The sequence below is a fragment of the Stenotrophomonas indicatrix genome, from assembly GCF_050573115.1.
Lineage (GTDB): Bacteria > Pseudomonadota > Gammaproteobacteria > Xanthomonadales > Xanthomonadaceae > Stenotrophomonas > Stenotrophomonas lactitubi_A.
In genome coordinates this window covers 115505-131254 of record NZ_JBNYZT010000001.1, presented here as the reverse complement: position 1 = coordinate 131254, position 15750 = coordinate 115505, and the positions used below count along the sequence as shown (strand labels likewise).

Genomic DNA, 15750 nt, shown 5'->3' with positions numbered 1-15750 from the left:
TTCGACTCAGCCTCCCTGCGTGCCGGCAGCCGGCGCGCGGGCGCCGACCAGTCCGTAGAAAATGATGTAGCCGTAGCACAGCAGCGGCAGGATGAAGCTGGCCTGCACGCCGATGTGGTCGGCCAGAATGCCCTGCAGGTAAGGCACCACGGCGCCACCGACGATGGCCATGATCAGCAGGCTCGAGCCCTTGCTGGTCAGCGGGCCCAGGCGCTCGATGCTGAGCGCGAAGATGGTCGGGAACATGATCGAATTGAACAGGCCGATTGCTACCACCGAGTACAGCGCGACATTGCCGGAAGTCATCATGGTCAGCGTCAGCAGGCCGACATTGACCAGCGCGAAGATCGCCAGCAGTCGGCTCGGCGAGAAGCGCGCCAGCAGCGCCGAACCTGCAAAGCGGCCGATCATCGCCATCGTCCAGTAGGCCGACACATAGTGGGTGGCTTCCTGCTCGCTGAAGCCGCCGATGGTGGGCATCGACAGATAGTTGACCAGGAAGCTGCCGATCGATACTTCAGCGCCGACGTAGAAGAAGATGCCGAGCACGCCAAGCAACAGATGGCGCTTGCGCAATGCATCGAAATAGCTGTGCTGGTGGCCGTGGTCAGCCTGCTCGGTGGTGTCGTTCAGCGCCGGCAGGCGGAACAGGAACACGAACAATGCCAGCAGCACCAGCGCGATGGCCAGGCCCACGTAGGGGCCCTGCACCGCGTGCGCCTCGGCGGTACGGTAGGCAAGCTGTTCGGCGGCCGGCAGCGCGGCAATCTGATCGCCGCTCATGGCCGTGTTGGACAGGATCAGCATGCCACCGAAGATCGGCGCAATGGCCGTACCCAGTGAATTCAGCGCCTGCGCCAGGGTCAGGCGGCTGGAGCTGGTCTGCTCCGGCCCAAGCAGGGCGACATACGGGTTGGCTGCTACCTGCAGCACGGTGATGCCGGTTGCCAACACGAACAATGCACCGAGGAAGGCGCCATAGACGCGCAGCTCGGCCGCCGGCCAGAAGCCCAGCGCACCGATGCCGGCGATCACCAGGCCGGCCACGATGCCCTTCTTGTAACCCAGCGCTGCCACCAGCCGTCCCGCCGGCAACGACATCAGGAAGTAGGTGCCGAAGAAAGTGAACTGCACCAACATTGCCTTGGCATAGTTCAGTTCGAACACCGCCTTCAGGTGCGGAATCAGGATGTCATTGAGGCAGGTCAGGAAGCCCCACATGAAGAAGATGGTGGTGACCACGGCCAGCGCCTTGCCGTTGGTAACGGCAGGCTGGTTGCCCGGGGAACCCGATGGGCGGGGCGTTGCGGAGATCGGCATGCGGTACGCGCCTCGATGCGCGAGAGGTCGTTGAAGCGTGGAAGGGTGCAATCAGTTCAGAAGCAGAGCATCAATTCGGGCGTGCGGCACTGCTTTCGCGGATGCGCAACTGTACCGGGGCGACCGTGCGCCGTGGTGGCGCATCCGGTTCCTCCAGCCGCTGCAGCAGCAGCGATGCCGCCTGCCGACCGCGCTCGCGCGGGTCGGCGGTCAAGGTGGTCAGCGGCGGCACGGCAACCGACGCTTCGGAAATGTCGTCGAAACCGGTCACCGCGAAATCACCGCCGGGACGGATGCCGCGCGAGTTCAGGCCCAGCATCAGCCCCAGCGCGACGGTGTCGTTGTAGCAGACTGCCGCGCTCGGCCGATGGCCGTCGACGAACAGTTCGTCGGTGCGCGCGGCCGCTTCCAGGCGGTTGGGTGCCGATTCGATCATCCAGCCCGGCGGCAGCGCCAGACCGGCTTCGGCCAGTGCCTGCTGGAATCCAGCGCGACGCTGGTGGCAGGAACTTGAGTCCGCATGGCCACCGAAGAACGCGATCTGGCGATGACCACGCTCGATCAGGTGGCGGGTGGCCAGGTAGGCGCCGTGCTGGTTGTCCAGGGTCAGAAAGTCCCACTCGGCGCCTTCCAGTTCACGGTTGAACAGCAATACGTTGGCATTGGCACCCAGCGCCTGCCGCAGCAGCGTGGCATCGCTGCCTTCGGCCGGCGACAGGATCAGGCCTGCAGGCGTGTGCTCCATCAGCGTGGACAGCACCGCCTGCTGGCGCTCGGGTGACTCGCCGGTACTGCCGAGCAGGGTCACGTAGCCGCGCCCGCCCAGTGCCTCGTCGACGCCAGAGGCGAATTCGGCGAAGAACGGGTTGGACAGATCGTTGATGACCAGGGCGATGCTGGACGAGGTCCGCCGCCGCAGGTTCGCCGCAGCGCGGTTGTAGACATAACGCTGGCGACGCAGCTCAGCCTCCACCCGGGCACGGGTGTCGACGTTGACCAGCGGGCTGCCGCGCAGCACCAGCGACACGGTCGCGCGCGAAACGCCGATGGCACGGGCGATGTCGGTCACCGTCACCGCCTTGCCGGAACGCTTGCTGGAACTGTCGCCGTTGTCGTTCATCGTCTTCCCGCACTCCGATGGATGCTCAAGCCTAATGGATCGCGGCCCTGTCGTGCCGTGCCGTTCGCTGGGTTGCCTCGAACGGCACAGCCCGGCTCAGTGCAGCTGGCTGCCCGGTGCCGCACACCAGGACACGGGCAGATCCTTCACCGCCGTGCCCCAGCCCTGCGTGGGCGCCGTGCCATCGAGGGCGAAACGCAGCTTCGGGCCCTGCTGCAGCTGGTTCCAGCCCAGCCATACCGGCGCATGTGCCTGGCCATCAACCTGGACACCCTGCACGTACTGCAGGCGGCGACCATCGGCGCCAGGCGCCTCGATGCGCAGGGTGCGGCCATTGCCCAGCTCGACCTCGACCTTGGCAAAGCGCGGCGTATGCAGCAGGAACTCGCCGCTGCCCGGCACCGCCGGGTACACGCCGATCGCACTGAACAGGTACCAGGCCGACATCGTGCCGAGGTCATCGTTGCCGGTCACGCCGTTGGGCGCATTGGTGAACAGCTGCTGCGCGGCACGCACCACCGCGGCGGTCTTCCACGGCTGGCCGATCAGCGTGTACAGCCACGGCGAATGCAGGTCGGGTTCGTTGTTGGGGTTGTAGCGGAACTGGTTGTAGTAGCTGTACGGCCCCACCACCCATTCCTTGCGGGCGGCATTGAGCGGGTCGGCCTGCAGCGCATCCATCGCGAAGAAGGCATCGAGGCGGCGGCCGGCCTGTTCGCGGCCGTCCATCGCTTCGACCAGGCCCGGCACGTCCTGCTGCGCCAGCCACTGGTACTGCCAAGCCGTGCCTTCATGGAAACCATGGTGCGAGCGCGGGCTGTAGTGGCCATCGGCCGGGGTGTACCACTGGCCATCCTCGGTACGCGGACGCGGGAAACCGGTGAAGCCGGTCTCGGCATCACGCACCTGCGGGTCCCACACCTTGCGCCAGTTGCGACCGCGCTCACGCAGCGTCGCCGCGTCCTGCGCATGGCCGAGGCCATCGGCCATCTGCGAAAGCGCACAGTCGGCCAGCGCGTATTCCAAGGTAGCCGAACCACCGTGGTGCGGATCAACGTCCATGCCCTTGGACGGGAACGCGCGGTCGTAGACCACGTAGCCCTTGTCCAGATAGGTTGGATTGCCGGAACGGCCGGCCATGCGCGAGTTCAGCGGCGGCGTGCCGAAGGCATTGCGGCGCAGCGCGTCCCATGCCTGCGATTCACGGCCTTTGAGCGCACCGAAGCGCCACAGGTCGACCATGAAGGGGGTGACCGGGTCGCCGGTCATGATGTTGGTCTCGAAGTTGGCATAGCCCCAGCGCGGCAGCCAACCGCCCTGCTCGTCGATCGCCAGCAGGCTGCGGCCAATATCGCGCGCCACGTCCGGGCGCGTCAGTGCCAGCCACTGGTTCTGCGCGCGGTAGGTGTCCCACAGCGAGAAGTACTCGTAGTAGGTCCAGCCATCGGCGCGATGGATGCCATCGTCGTAACCACGGTAGCGGCCGTCAGCATCGCTGCCGGTAAGCGGCTGCAGCAGCGCGTGATACAGCGCGCTGTAGAACACTGTGCGGTCATCGCCATTGCCACCCTGCACGCGCACGCGTGCCAGCTGCTCACGCCACGATTGCTGCGACAGCGCGCGCATGCGTTCGAAGCCAAGCAGCGCCCCGCCCTGCATGCCCTCGGCACGCAGGTTGTTGCGCGCACCTTCGGCGTCCACATGCGAAATCGCGCTGACGGCCGTGACCGACTGGCCCTTGGCCAGATCGAAGCTGAGCCACGCGCCATTTGGCTTCTGCTCGCCTTCCATGCTGTGGCGCGCGCCCGGCAGGCCGCCACCCTCGCCCCAGGTGCCATGCGCCTTGAACGGACGGTCGAATTCGATACGGAACCAGGTGGTGTATTGATGGCCACCGCAGAAGCTCTTGGTGACCAGCTTGCCTTCAACCACGCGGTCGCCCACCACGTCCACCACGCTGCCGATCACCGAGTGGCGCTCGTTGGCCTGGCCGACATTGACCAGCACATGGCCATCGCCCTGGCGCTGGCTGAAGGTGTAACGCTCGGCAGCCGCGCGCGTACGCGCCGTCGCCTCAGCGTCAATGCCGCCGTAACTGGTCAGACGCACCTTGTAGTAGCCGGCCTGGCCGATTTCGCCGTCATGGGTATAGGCCGAGGCATACGCCTTGTGATCGAACTGCTTGGGGTTGGCGGTATCGAAGTCGCCGCCGGGGCTGATGCTGCCGGTCACCGGCAGAATCGACACCTGCCCGCCCTGCTCCCAGCAACCGGCGCCGGACAGGAGGGAATGGCCGAAGCCACGGATCTTGTCGTCGTCGTAGCGCCAACCCGAATAGTGGCTGCCGATCGGGCTGACCTGTATCAGGCCGAACGGCGCCGAGGCACCAGGGAAGGTGTTGCCGTCATCCTTGCTGCCGATGAAGGTATTGACCTCGCGCTCCAGCGCGGCCGGTGCGGCCTGCAGCCAGGGCGTCACCGCGAGCGCCAGCAGGCAGGCGATGCGGGCCAGGGGCCGATGGGACAGTGCCGACAGGCGGCGGTCGGGACGACGGTGGGACAACCTGGTCACGGGCAGGACTCCTTGGCGGCAGGGCGGCAGCGAAGGACCGGCCGCACAGGCCGAGCCCTCGTTTCCATCGGTACAAATCCGCACCCCGGCGGATTTAGATCGATTCAAGTAGAGCATGGGAATTTCGCCCAATGCATTCTGCGGCGCAGCATGAGGGGTGGGCTTCGGCCGGGCTGCGCCCGGCACCCGCAGAGGCCTGAGCCACGGCAACAGCGGGCTACCGAGCTGGGCGGGGCGGTATGGGCAGGCAGGACACGCCGTAAACCCCGCTCCGCGGTCCGGCCCAGCCGCTGGCGGCTGTGCGTTCGTGCGCTTGCGAAGCAGTGCTTCGCAAGCAAAGCGCCCTCACCCATGGGGGCTCGATGGCGCCATCCATGGCGCCAACGGTCCTGCATACCCACACCGCCCCGCCCCTGACAGTTTCCTGATGTCTGGCAGATCCACGCCATGCGTTGATGGATGTTCCTACCGATTTCAAAATCATCGAATGGAATCGGATTTCATCCACGCATGGCGCGGATCCAGGTGTCGACCAAGGTCGACACCTACCAACGGCATCGGGAATCTGTCGAAGGCGGGGTGGGTCCGGTTGCGGGGGCGTGAGCGCCATGGATGGCGCGACCGAGCTTACATGGACGTACTTGCAGCGTCCCCCGCAACCGGACCCACCCCGACATCCCACGGAAAGCCGCTGTGCTGTTGCTGTTGCTGTTGCTGTTGCCGTTGCTGCTGCCCTGGCTTCGGCCTCGGCGGGTGCCGGGCGCAGCCCGGCCGGCCCACCCCCCTTTGCGCATGTAACCGCTTACAGCAATTTTCCCCGAAGGGTCATTTGCACGACACGTCACTGCCATATTGCGCAGCAACATGCACCGACGCCGTTGCCGTGCTAAAAATCGCCCCGCCCATCGCTTAGATCGATCCAAGACGACAGCGCGATGGCCCGGAGTTGGGGAGCAAGACAGGACGTGCCGCGCCATCTGCCAGACGCACATTGCATCTGCAGGGCGAAGGCAAGATCGGCATCACGAATTAGATCGATTCAAGTTTCCGCGTCAGTCAGTCACCGGATCAATCCAGGAGAGAGGGAGAGATGGCAATGAAGCATTCAACACGTACGCAGGGCCACGACGCGTTGTCGCTGGCCATCGCGCTGGCTCTAGCCGCCGCCGTCGCCCCGCTTGGCGCTTCCGCGCAGCAGGCGGCAACGACCGGCGCGCAGGACGCCACCACCCTGGACAGCGTCCAGGTCACCGGCTACCGCTACGCGATCGAAAAGAGCCTGCAGCAGAAGCGCGACGCCAACGCCGTGGTCGAAGTGATCACCGCCGAGGACGTCGGCAAGTTCCCCGACAAGAACGTGGCCGACGCGCTGCAGCGCGTACCCGGCGTGGTCATCACCCGCAGCGGTGGCGAAGGCAAGTCGGTCAGCGTGCGCGGCCTCGCGCCCGACCTGACCCTGACCCAGTTGAACGGCAACTTCGTCGCTTCGTCGGAAACCAACAACGAAGCCACCCGCTCGTTCAACTACACGCTGCTGCCGTCGAACATGCTGTCCAGCGCCGAGCTGTTCAAGTCGCCGGAGGCGCGCATCGACGAAGGCGGCATCGGTGGCACGGTGATCCTGCACACCCGCCGCCCGCTGGATATGGAAGCCAATTCCGGCTACGTGAACCTGGAAGGCACCTCGTCCGACACCAGCCACGACGTCGACCCGCAGGTGTCGGCGCTGTACTCCTGGCACAGCAAGGACGAACGCTTCGGCGTGCTGGTCGGCGTGACCCAGCAGAAGCGCACCAGCCGCACCATGGAAGCCAGCACCGAGGACTACCAGTGGTACGGCAACAACACCACCGCCCGCGATGCCAACGGCAACCTGCTGGAACAGGATGGCATCCACTACTGGTGGGGCCAGTCCGGCTTCAACAACCAGACCGGCAAGAACTACAGCGAGTTCTTCATGCCGACCTCGGTGAACTTCGCGGTGAAGGAAGAGAAGCGCGAGCGCAAGGGCGGCCAGCTGACCTTCCAGTTCAAGCCGATCGACAACCTCACCCTGACCGCCAACTACTTCCGCTTCGAGCTGCAGGGTGATTACACCCAGAACATGCTGAAGGTGCCGGAGTGGAACCTGGCCCGCTACAACGGCGATGGCAACTGGGCCGGTGGCCGCCTGCTCAACGGGCTCAGCTTCGACCCCAGCGGCAGCATCGTCACCGGTGCGCAGTACGAAAAGCTGGCCGGCAAGACCTACTACTGCAGTGAAGATGAAGCCGCAGCAGCCGGCATGAAGCCGGGCGGCTGGGGCCCGGATGACTGCACCATCCCTACCCCGCAGCTGACCGGTGGCTACAGCAAGGAAAAGGCGCTCTCGCAGACCGCCGACCTGACCATCGACTGGGACATCAGTCCACTGTGGAAGGCGTCGTTCACCGGCGGCCGCACGTGGTCCGAAGGCGGCCCGTCGATGAACTTCCGCATGTCTGCCAAGCCGCGCCGCAAGGTCGGCAATCAGTGGCAGTCGGGCAACCAGTACACCGCGTGGGACCTGACCGGCACGCCGTCGGTACAGTTCTCGCCGGACCTGCAGCAGCAGTTGATGGCCGGCATCGCCGAAGTTGATACCGGCTCGACCGATTCGTCGTGGATGCAGACCGAGGTCAAGCAGAACTACTTCCAGGCCGACGTCACCAAGATGTTCGAAGCCGGCTGGCTGGACTCGATCCAGTTCGGCGCCAAGTACCGTGACGGCCAGGTCCACCGCAACACCGGCAACACCTACTGGGTGTGCCCGGGCCTGGACCCGGCCGACTATGACAACAACCGCTACCAGGCCGGTTGCGATCCGACGGCAGGCAATGCCCAGCCGGGCTTCTTCCTGTCCAATCCGATCAGCAACATCACCGGTGGCTTCAACGCCAACGTGTTCCCGGGCATCAACTACCCGGCCTACATCGACTATCTCAACAAGACCTACGGCGGTTCGTACAACCGCACCGAGGAAGACTTCGTCTACGACGTCAACGAGAAGATCTACTCGGGTTACTTCCAGGCCAACTTCCGTACCGACCGCGTGCGCGGCAACGTCGGCGTGCGCGTGGTGCGCACCAAGCAGTTCGCCCAGTCCAGCGATTCGGTCGAGCGCTTCAACGACTACTTCGTGGACAACGCCAGCGGCGCACCGATGAGCTGCGATGATCCGGCCGCCGATCCGAACCTGCGCTGCCAGGGCGGCTTCGTGCGCCTGCCGGACAACCAGGTCCGCGACAAGGTCTACACGCTCAGCTCGCTGGACAAGACCTACACCGACTTCCTGCCCAGCTTCAACATCGCTTGGGACATCACCGACAACCTGGTGCTACGTGGTGCCGCATCGAAGGTGATCGCCCGCCCGAGCTACACCTCCATCGCCTACCCGGGCGGCCTGCGCTACGTCAGCGAGGAATACAGCAACGACCGCCGCGTCGCTGGCGGCACCGACACCCCCGGCTGGTATGGCTCGGGCAGCAACAAGGCGCTGGAGCCGTTCGAGGCCGTGCAGTTCGACCTGGGCCTGGAGTGGTACTTCAAGCCGGGTTCGGTGGCTGGCGTGGCCCTGTTCCGCAAGAACGTGGACAACTTCACCGTGCCGGTGGTGCGCGACCAGCAGATGACCGTTGGCGGGCAATCGGTGACGGTGCAGAAGTATGAAACCCAGGCCAACGGCCGGGACGGTGTCTCGCAGGGCGTGGAACTGTACGGTCAGTACACCTTCGACTTCGGTCTGGGCGTGCAGGCCAACTACACCTACAACGACACCAACCTGGCTTCGATCGTGCTGGATGGCGAAGAGATCGGTTCCTCGCCGCTGGTGGGCAGCGCCAAGAACCAGGCCAACGTGACCGTGTTCTACGAGAACGAGAAGTTCCTGGCACGCGCCTCGTACAACCGTCGCGGTGAAGTGGTCGGCGGTCTCAACAACGGCCTCACCACGTACACCAAGCCCTACGACCAGCTCGATCTGAACGTGGCCTACAACCTGACCCCGGACTGGACCGTTACCGCCTCGGTGCTCAACGCCACCAAGTCCGAGCTGCGCAGCTATCTGGGCAACGACAGCCAGGCCCGCCTGCTGTCCAACATCTACGCCGGCCGCCAGCTGTACTTCGGCGTGAACTGGAAGTTCTAAGGCCTCACCCCCGCCTGCGGGCGGGGACGATCCTCCACGGCAGCTGCGCTGGTAAAGGTGGCTGCCGTTTTTTTGTTCAGCGTATCGCTTGACCCTGCCATCGTTGGAACGTGCACACTGGCTCCACCCCCAGAGCATCAAAGGAGCTACAGATGGAATTCCATGTGGAAGGCATGACCTGCGGTGGCTGCGCACGCAGCGTGACCAAGGCGATCGAGCTGGTCGACCCGACGGCAAGCGTTTCGGCCGACCCGGCCAGCCGCCGCGTGCAGGTGCAGACCTCGGCCAGCGAAGCACAGATTGTCGCGGCACTGACCGAAGCGGGTTTCCCGCCGCGTACGGCCTGATCACCCTGCCAATTGCATGAACGATGCCCGCCCCGTGCAACTGCCGGGGCGGGCATTTTCTTTTCCGCAGGTCTTCCTCAGGTCCTGCGCGCGCGCCTGCGTACCGCCCCCGAGGGCGCCGCAACCGGCCCAGCGCCCTCCTCGCCCTCGCCCAGCCGCTGCAGGATCGGGCACTCGGGGCGATCATCGCCGGCGCAGCAGCTGATCAACGACTTCAACGTGTCGGCCATCTGCCGCATGTTCTCGATGCGCTGTTCCAGATCATCGATGTGCTGCTCGGCCAGGCGCTTGACGTCGGCGCTGTGCCGCGAGGTGTCGTTCCACAGGCCCAGCAGGTCGGTGATCTCGGCCACCGAAAAGCCGAGATCACGCGCGCGACGGATGAAACGCAGCCGATGCACGTCAGCCTGCGAATAGGCGCGATAGCCCGCTCCGGTGCGCTCAGCCGGCGGAATCAGGCCAATCTGCTCGTAATAGCGGATCATCTTGGCCGACACGCTGGATGCCTTCGATGCTTCACCGATGTTCATGCAATCGCTCCTTCAGTTGGCCGCATGTGATGCGTCCGCCATCGGCGCCTGGAAGCGCCGCAGGCGCAGCGCATTGCCGAGCACGAACACACTGGACAGCGCCATGGCACCGGCGGCGAACACCGGCGACAGCAACACGCCCCATACCGGGTACAGCGCACCCGCCGCGACCGGGATCAATGCGGTGTTGTAGGCAAAGGCCCAGAACAGGTTCTGGCGGATGTTGCCGATGGTCGCCTTCGACAGCGCGATGGCGTTGGGCACGCCCTGCAGGTTGCCGGACATCAGCACCACGTCGGCCGACTCCACCGCGACGTCGGTACCGGTGCCGATGGCCAGGCCGACATCAGCCTCGGCCAGCGCCGGCGCATCGTTGATGCCATCACCGACGAACGCGATCTGACCGTAAGCCGCCTTCAACCGGCGTACCGCCTCCACCTTGCCTTCCGGCAGCACTTCGGCCACCACTTCATCGATGCCGAGCTGGCGGGCGATGGCCTGTGCGGTAGCGGCGTTGTCACCGGTAATCATGGCCACCTTCAGGCCAAGCTGGTGTAGGGCGGCAATGGCGGCAGGTGTGCTCGGCTTGATCGGATCGGAAACGGCGATGATCGCCGCCAAGCGGCCATCGAGGGCGGCATACAGCGGCGACTTGCCTTCGTTGCCCAGGCGCTCGGCCAATGCAGCGAACGCACCGATGTCCACGCCCAGAGAACGCATGAAGCGATCGGCGCCCACTTCCACGCGTGCGCCATCGACGGTGGCACGCACGCCCATGCCGGTTACCGACTCGAAATCAACCATCGCCGGCAGCGCGATGCCCTCCTCCGTCGCCGCCTCGACAATGGCGCGGGCGATCGGATGCTCCGAGCGCGATTCCACCGCCGCCACCCGTGCCAATACCTGCGCGCGATCGAAGCCATCGGCGATCTCCAGGTCGGTCAGCAGCGGGCGGCCTTCGGTCAAGGTGCCGGTCTTGTCCACCGCCACCACCTTGGCGTCCTTCAACAGCTGCAGCGCCTCACCCTTGCGGAACAGCACGCCCATCTCGGCGCCGCGGCCGGTGCCGACCATGATCGAGGTCGGCGTCGCCAGCCCCATCGCGCACGGGCAGGCAATGATCAGCACGGCAACTGCATTGACCAGCGCGAAGGTCAGCGCCGGCGACGGCCCGAAGATCAGCCACACCAGGAAGGTAGCGAGTGCCGCCAGCATCACCGCCGGCACGAACCACAGCGTCACCTTGTCGACCACGGCCTGGATCGGCAGCTTGGAGCCCTGCGCCTGTTCAACCAGACGGATGATCTGCGCCAGCATGGTCTGCCCACCCACCGCCGTCGCACGCAGGGTCAGTGCGCCCTTCTGGTTGACGGTGCCGCCGACCACGCCGCTGCCGGCCGACTTCTCCACCGGGATCGGCTCGCCGGTGATCATCGATTCGTCGACGAAGCTGCGACCTTCAGTCACCTCACCATCCACCGGCACACGTTCGCCCGGACGCACCTCCAGCAGGTCGCCCAGCAGCACCTCGTTGATCGGGATATCGACGATGCGGCCTTCGCGGCTGACGTGCGCCACCTTGGCCTGCAGGTTGACCAGACGCTTGATCGCCTCTGACGTGCGGCCTTTGGCGCGCACCTCCAGGAACCGGCCGAGCAGGATCAGCGCGACGATCACCGCCGCTGCTTCGTAGTAGACATTCACCGTGCCGGCCGGCAACAGGCGCGGGACGAAGGTAGCCACCACCGAATAACCGAACGCTGCTGCGGTACCCACCGCCACCAGCGAGTTCATGTCCGGTGCCAGGCGCAGCAGCGCCGGGAAGCCCTTCTGATAGAAACGCCGGCCGGGAATGGCCAGGACCAGTGTGGTCAGCACGAACTGCAGGTACCAGCTGGCCTGCATTCCTATCGTGGACATCACCCAGTGGTGCATACCCGGGATCAGGTGCGAGCCCATTTCCAGCACGAACACCGGGGCTGCCAGCACGCTGGCCAGGATCAGGTCGCGTTTCAGCGCCACCCGCTCGGCATCCTTCTTTTCCGCCGCTTCCTCATCGACCTGGGTGCCACCATCGATCAGGTGCGCCGCGTAGCCAACCTTGTCGATCGCCGCCACCAGTGCGTCGATGCCGGCGACGCCACGCACGGTCGCACGTTCGGTGGCCAGGTTGACACTGGCCTGGCTGACGCCCGGCACCGCCAACAGCGCGCGCTCCACACGGCCGACGCAGGATGCGCAGGTCATGCCTTCCACGGCCAGTTCGGTGGTCGCAGCCGGTACCTCATAGCCCACGCTTTCCACCGCCTGGATCAGGGCGTCGCGGTCGATCGGGCCAGAGGAGCGGATGTCCGCGCGCTCGGTGGCCAGATTGACCGACACGCTGGTGACCCCCTCGACCTTGGCCAGGGCCGCTTCGACCCGGCCAACACAGCTGGCGCAGGTCATGCCGTCGATCGGCAGACTGAGGGTGGAAGCCGTCCCGGGGACGGCTGTAACGCTGGAGGTGCTCATGGCCTGGTTTCCCTGGTTCCATCTGGAGAGGTGACCAGCCTAGACCTTGCCATCGTGGGAAGGTCAAATCCACCCTGCCCGGCCAGCGGCTCATCCATCCCGCGCACGCCCAGTAGAGCCACGCCATGCGTGGCTACCCCGTGCCTGGCGCCGGGTCATGCCCGGCGCCGCCGTCCCTCAGAACGTGAACACATACTCCAGCGCGAACTCACGCCCCACCGCCCCCAACAGACGCGTCGGGGCGAAATCGTAGTCGACCTTGTAGGGGTCCTTGTGGTTCCAGCTGGTCGCGTTGAAAGCGTTGTTCACGTACAGATTGACCTTCATGAACTCGGTCACCTGATAGCCCACGTTGAAGTTCCAGGTGATGAAGGGCCCAACCCGGCCGTAGTAGCGCGCCGTCTGCTGCCCGGCGTTCGGGTTCGTATTGGCCGATCCATCCGGACGCGTGGCGGGCTCCAGGCAGTTCAGCGACGGGCTGTCGCTGGGTACGTAGCCATCGGCGAACGGCAGGCAGCCGCCGGGGTTGTCCAGGCGGTCGGTGCCCCAGTGGTAGCGCACGCCTGGCACCGAGCCGATGCGGTCGGCATACACGTTCGCATTCCAGTTGCCGCCCTGCCAGGCCAGGCTCGCGCGCAGCTTGCTGCGCAGGTCGCGGTCGCGGCGCTCGGGGTTCGGATCGTTGGCGTAGCGCTGCTCCTTCGTCGAGATCTGGTTGGTGTAGTTCACCCCCAGCTGGAAGCTGCCCCATGCGGCCGTCTCTAGACGATAGCGCGCGCTCAGGTCGATGCCACGCACTTCGCGGCTGGCCAGATTGAACGGCCCGCGCTCGATCGACACCAATCGGCCGCTGCTGTCCCGGTTCACCCGCGCGAGGATGCCGGCGCAGTACTCGCCACCCGCCGGATTCGCCCAGGGCGTACCGTCCATGTTCTTGCCGGTCAGGCAGCCGGCCTCGCTGGCCAACACTTCGTCCGCACCGACGTCGACGATCATGTCTTCCAGCTTGATCGCCCAGTAATCCGCGCTCATCGACAGGTTCGGCAACACGTCCCAGACGAAGCCGACCGTCCACGAATCACCGGTTTCCGAGCGCAGCAGTGGCGTACCCCGACGGTTCACGTCGAACGAATACCAGACATCGGTATTGCCCACGCCGCAGTTGTTGACCAGATACGCGCCGCTCTCGATGCAACGCAGGCGGTCGTAGGTCAGCACTTCGGAACTGCTGGCCTGACCCAGCAGGTAGTGCATGTCCGGCGCGTGGAAGCTGGTCGCGTAGGAGCCGCGCACCAGCAGCGACTCGAACGGGCGCCATTCCAGGCCGGCGTTCCAGGTGGTTTCCTTCTGCCTGCCGATATCCAGTGCCTCGCCACCGCCGTCGGCCTTGTAGCTGCCGTAACGGTCGTAGCGTGCAGCAGCGGTGGCGATCAGGCTCTCAGCCAACGGGATCTTGAACTCGACGCCGGCCGAATAGCGGGTGCGCTCACCGCCGCCACGATCAACGTTCTGCAGATCGAAATCGATGCCGGCACGCGGATCCGGGCTGAGGTGATAGCCCTGCTTCGCCACTTCGGCCACCGCCGCGAACGAGATCGGCCCGGCCCAGCCCTGGAACAGTTCACCGGTGATGTCGGCCGAGGCCTGGTTGACGTAGGAGGACGCGCGATTCTTCGCGACCGTGCCCATCTGCCAGTACTGGTCCGGCGTGATCGGGTTCCACCAGCGCGCTTCGTTCAATGCGTAGATGGCCTCACCGTCGCCGGTGGTGCCGAGCCGTGGGCCGAGGAAGAAGTCGTACGACTTCTGTTCGTCCACCACGTTCTGCCGCTCTTCAACGCGGTAGTAGGAACGGCCAACCGTGGCGCTCCAGTCAAAGCGATCGGCCAGGCGTCCACGCAGGCCTGCGCTGATATCCCACGACAACTCGCGGTTGGTATTGCGCAGCGTGTCCAGGCCACCGACTTCGTTCGGGGTGAACTGGCGCACACCGAGCACCGGGCGATTGCGGTTGGCATCCCAGTAATAGCCGTTGGCATCGTCGATCAACGAAACGCTCGGTGGATTGGTGCCCCAGATCGCCTCGGACCGGTACACCGCCAGGTTGCTCCAGGCCTGCAGGCCATCACCGAAATCGAAGGTGCCATAGAGATTGCCCGACACATTCTCCGAGCCGCCGGTCAGCAACCAGTTGGCGTAGTCGGCGCTCATGCCGCACAGGCGGCCGGTGTTGCTCACCGTATTGGCGTTGTAGTTGTAAACCAGCCGATCAGCGGTGTAGTACTCGCCGGCGAATTTCTCGCAGGTACCGTCCGGTGGTGCCAGACGCTGGCCATTGCTGGGGTCGATCAGCGCCAGCCCCGCGGTGGGACGGAAACCGACCTTGCGCTGTTCCATGTTCCAGGACGGGTACAGCGCGTCGTCAGCGTCGTCCATCTGTGGCCGGTCACGGCCGAACAGCGGATCGCGCTTGGTGTACTGCAGGGCGTACGTGACGCTCCAGTTGTCGCCGGTCTTGCCGCCCGCCCAGGACAGATCCCAGGTATCGCGCCCGCCTTCGGTGGAAGTGCCGCCGCGCACGCGCACTTCGTCGCCGTCGTAGTTGGTCTTCAGGATGACGTTGACCACGCCGGCGATGGCGTCCGAACCATAGATCGCCGACGCGCCGCCGGTCAGCACTTCGATGCGCTCCACGGCAGCGGCAGGAATGTTGCTGTAGTTGGAGAAATTGGTCTCGCCGCCATAGGGCAGCGGGTAGTCGGCCACACGGCGGCCGTTGACCAGCAGCAGGCTGCGGTTGGGGCCCATGCCGCGCAGGTTGAGGCCACTCGCATTGGGCGTGTGCGAGCCCCACTGCGATGCCGCTTCGACGGTGCCGGTCGCTTCGGTCAGGGTCTTCAGGGCGTCGTAGACGGTGACGAAGCCTTCCTTCTGGATCTGTGCGGCGGTGATCACGTTGACCGGGGCCGGACCCTCGACGCCGGCGCGCTTGATGCGCGAACCGGTGACGGTGACGGCATCGAGGTCCTTGGTGGACGACGTGGCCGCTTCCTGTGCGCCCGCTGCGAAGGGCAGCAAGGCAAGCACGAGGGCCTGGGACAGCAGATGACGACGGTTGCGGACGGACTGAGCCATGGGTGGTTGCTCTTGGATGGTGGACGCGCGGTCGGATGGCGATCCCGG

General features: G+C 65.5%; 8 protein-coding genes. 2 read left to right on the top strand and 6 right to left on the bottom strand.

Features of this window, described 5'->3' with window-relative positions:
* Positions 1-6: 6 nt before the first annotated feature.
* The 3 genes from fucP to ACQ5SA_RS00605 all read right to left on the bottom strand — a co-directional run bounded on the left by fucP (position 7) and on the right by ACQ5SA_RS00605 (position 5011).
* Positions 7-1320, bottom strand: coding sequence for an L-fucose:H+ symporter permease (gene fucP / locus ACQ5SA_RS00615; protein ID WP_499312045.1), 1314 nt, complete (start codon positions 1318-1320; stop codon positions 7-9).
* A 70-nt stretch (positions 1321-1390) separates the two neighbouring features.
* Positions 1391-2440 carry a LacI family DNA-binding transcriptional regulator gene (locus ACQ5SA_RS00610; protein WP_353099049.1) on the bottom strand — a complete coding sequence of 350 codons (1050 nt, stop codon included), beginning with the start codon at positions 2438-2440 and terminating at the stop codon, positions 1391-1393.
* Between the two features lie 96 nt (positions 2441-2536).
* A complete protein-coding gene (locus ACQ5SA_RS00605) occupies positions 2537-5011 on the bottom strand; it encodes a GH92 family glycosyl hydrolase (RefSeq protein WP_499312043.1) in 2475 nt (824 codons plus the stop codon).
* 1090 nt (positions 5012-6101) lie between these two features.
* Between ACQ5SA_RS00605 and ACQ5SA_RS00600 the strand changes: the two genes are divergently transcribed.
* Both ACQ5SA_RS00600 and ACQ5SA_RS00595 read left to right on the top strand, forming a co-directional pair.
* A complete protein-coding gene (locus tag ACQ5SA_RS00600) occupies positions 6102-9176 on the top strand; it encodes a TonB-dependent receptor (RefSeq protein WP_108266400.1) in 3075 nt (1024 codons plus the stop codon).
* Positions 9177-9328: 152 nt separating this feature from the next.
* On the top strand, positions 9329-9523 hold the full coding sequence (locus ACQ5SA_RS00595; protein ID WP_353099051.1) for a heavy-metal-associated domain-containing protein: 195 nt from the start codon (positions 9329-9331) through the stop codon (positions 9521-9523).
* A 77-nt stretch (positions 9524-9600) separates the two neighbouring features.
* Here the strand turns inward: ACQ5SA_RS00595 and cueR are convergent, their stop codons facing one another.
* The 3 genes from cueR to ACQ5SA_RS00580 all read right to left on the bottom strand — a co-directional run bounded on the left by cueR (position 9601) and on the right by ACQ5SA_RS00580 (position 15702).
* The gene (gene cueR / locus ACQ5SA_RS00590; protein WP_499312041.1) at positions 9601-10053 is read right to left on the bottom strand and encodes a Cu(I)-responsive transcriptional regulator; all 453 of its coding nucleotides are present in this window, start codon (positions 10051-10053) and stop codon (positions 9601-9603) included.
* Positions 10054-10065: 12 nt separating this feature from the next.
* Positions 10066-12567: a heavy metal translocating P-type ATPase gene (locus ACQ5SA_RS00585; RefSeq protein ID WP_499312039.1), complete on the bottom strand. Its 2502-nt coding sequence runs from the start codon at positions 12565-12567 to the stop codon at positions 10066-10068.
* 177 nt (positions 12568-12744) lie between these two features.
* On the bottom strand, positions 12745-15702 hold the full coding sequence (locus tag ACQ5SA_RS00580; RefSeq protein WP_499312037.1) for a TonB-dependent receptor plug domain-containing protein: 2958 nt from the start codon (positions 15700-15702) through the stop codon (positions 12745-12747).
* Positions 15703-15750 lie beyond the last annotated feature (48 nt).

What these genes read in the sequence shown, in the direction of transcription:
- fucP (WP_499312045.1), bottom strand. Translation starts at nt 1,320, where the DNA reads ATGCCGATCTCCGCAACGCCCCGCCCATCGGGTTCCCCGGGCAACCAG.
- ACQ5SA_RS00610 (WP_353099049.1), bottom strand. Translation starts at nt 2,440, where the DNA reads ATGAACGACAACGGCGACAGTTCCAGCAAGCGTTCCGGCAAGGCGGTG.
- ACQ5SA_RS00600 (WP_108266400.1), top strand. Translation starts at nt 6,102, where the DNA reads ATGGCAATGAAGCATTCAACACGTACGCAGGGCCACGACGCGTTGTCG.
- ACQ5SA_RS00595 (WP_353099051.1), top strand. Translation starts at nt 9,329, where the DNA reads ATGGAATTCCATGTGGAAGGCATGACCTGCGGTGGCTGCGCACGCAGC.
- cueR (WP_499312041.1), bottom strand. Translation starts at nt 10,053, where the DNA reads ATGAACATCGGTGAAGCATCGAAGGCATCCAGCGTGTCGGCCAAGATG.
- ACQ5SA_RS00585 (WP_499312039.1), bottom strand. Translation starts at nt 12,567, where the DNA reads ATGAGCACCTCCAGCGTTACAGCCGTCCCCGGGACGGCTTCCACCCTC.
- ACQ5SA_RS00580 (WP_499312037.1), bottom strand. Translation starts at nt 15,702, where the DNA reads ATGGCTCAGTCCGTCCGCAACCGTCGTCATCTGCTGTCCCAGGCCCTC.